The sequence below is a fragment of the Halorubrum sp. AD140 genome, from assembly GCF_034497445.1.
Lineage (GTDB): Archaea > Halobacteriota > Halobacteria > Halobacteriales > Haloferacaceae > Halorubrum.
This window is the reverse complement of sequence record NZ_JAXRUU010000281.1, coordinates 1-1,130: the sequence shown is the minus strand read 5'-3', so window position 1 is coordinate 1,130 and position 1,130 is coordinate 1. Positions and strand designations below refer to the sequence as shown.

1 protein-coding gene and 1 pseudogene are annotated in these 1,130 nt (G+C 66.7%); both read left to right on the top strand.

Annotated features, from left to right (window positions below; all coding sequences use genetic code 11):
• The first annotated feature begins 96 nt into the window (after nt 1-96).
• Complete coding sequence (locus U4E84_RS18195; RefSeq protein WP_322533472.1) at nt 97-681, top strand: transcriptional regulator; 585 nt, start codon at nt 97-99, stop codon at nt 679-681.
• A pseudogene (locus tag U4E84_RS18190) lies at nt 678-1,130 on the top strand (hypothetical protein); the annotation flags it as partial. The gene U4E84_RS18195 and the pseudogene U4E84_RS18190, both read left to right, overlap by 4 nt.

Sequence of the window (1,130 nt, the reverse complement as noted above, 5' to 3'; positions counted from 1 at the left end):
TTATGAGGGGTGTTACCATTACTGCGCCTGTAACAACGAGTACAGGCGTCACGACTCCCGGCGGTGTAACCCGCCATCGAACACGTGAACCCCACAATGTCCGCAACCACCGAAACGATGAACGCGGAGACCGACGCGAGCGACGACATCTCCGAGGAAGACATCTACGAACTGCTCTCGAACCGGCGTCGGCGATTCCTGATTCACGCGATCAAGCGCGCGGACGACCCGCTGGACGTCTCCGAGCTGTCGAGATACATCACCGCCTGGGAGCTCGATATGGAGCCGGCCGAGGTACCCTACGACGAGCGCCACAACGTCCACAGCACGCTCAGACGCACTCACCTGCCGAAGTTAGAGGAGAAGAACGTCGTGACTGTCGGCGAGAACGGCGTCGTCCGGCCCGCTCCGGCACTGCGGGAGCTCGACATCTACGTCGAGGTCCTCCGCGGGAGAGAGATCCCGTGGAACCTCTACTATCTCGGTCTCTCCACCTTCTCCGTCCTCCTTCTCATTGCTGTCCAGATCGGCGTTCCGGGCCTCGGATCGCTGTCGCCGATCGCCGTCGGCGTGTTCGTGGCGACGATGTTCGGCATCTCCGCCGCCGCCCACTACGTTATCGGCCGGAGAATGGTGCTCGGGAGCACGGACGAGCCGCCGGAAGTGCGCCGCGCCGGATGACGCCGCTTCGCGCGGCGAGCCTGCTTCTCGCGCTCGTCGCAGTGACCGCGATCGTCTCGGGAACCGCCGGCTTCTCCGCGCTGGAGGCCGACCGCACTCTCGAGGTCTCGGTCACTGACGACGAGCACGCATACCTCGGGTACGCCCCCCTGACAGACACGGTCCGGGCCGGCGAACGGACGCCGATAGTCGAGTATCACAACCGGTTCGGCGCCGACCTCGACCCCCTCGCCGTCGACGTCTCGCTCGCGGCCCCCGAGAACACGACCGCCGAGATCGTCGCCGTCGACGCCCCGAACTCGCTCGCCGGCGGCGCCACGGGGTCCGTCTCGGTCGTCCTCACCTGTCCCGCCGAGACCGTCGTGCGGCTCTCGATAGAGGCGGTCGGCGACGGTCCCGCCGGCGCCTCGCTCGACCGCGTCCACTCGGTGACGTGCGTTCCGGACGCC

Excerpts from the sequence above, each read along its gene's own strand:
- U4E84_RS18195 (WP_322533472.1), top strand. The coding sequence starts at position 97 with ATGTCCGCAACCACCGAAACGATGAACGCGGAGACCGACGCGAGCGAC.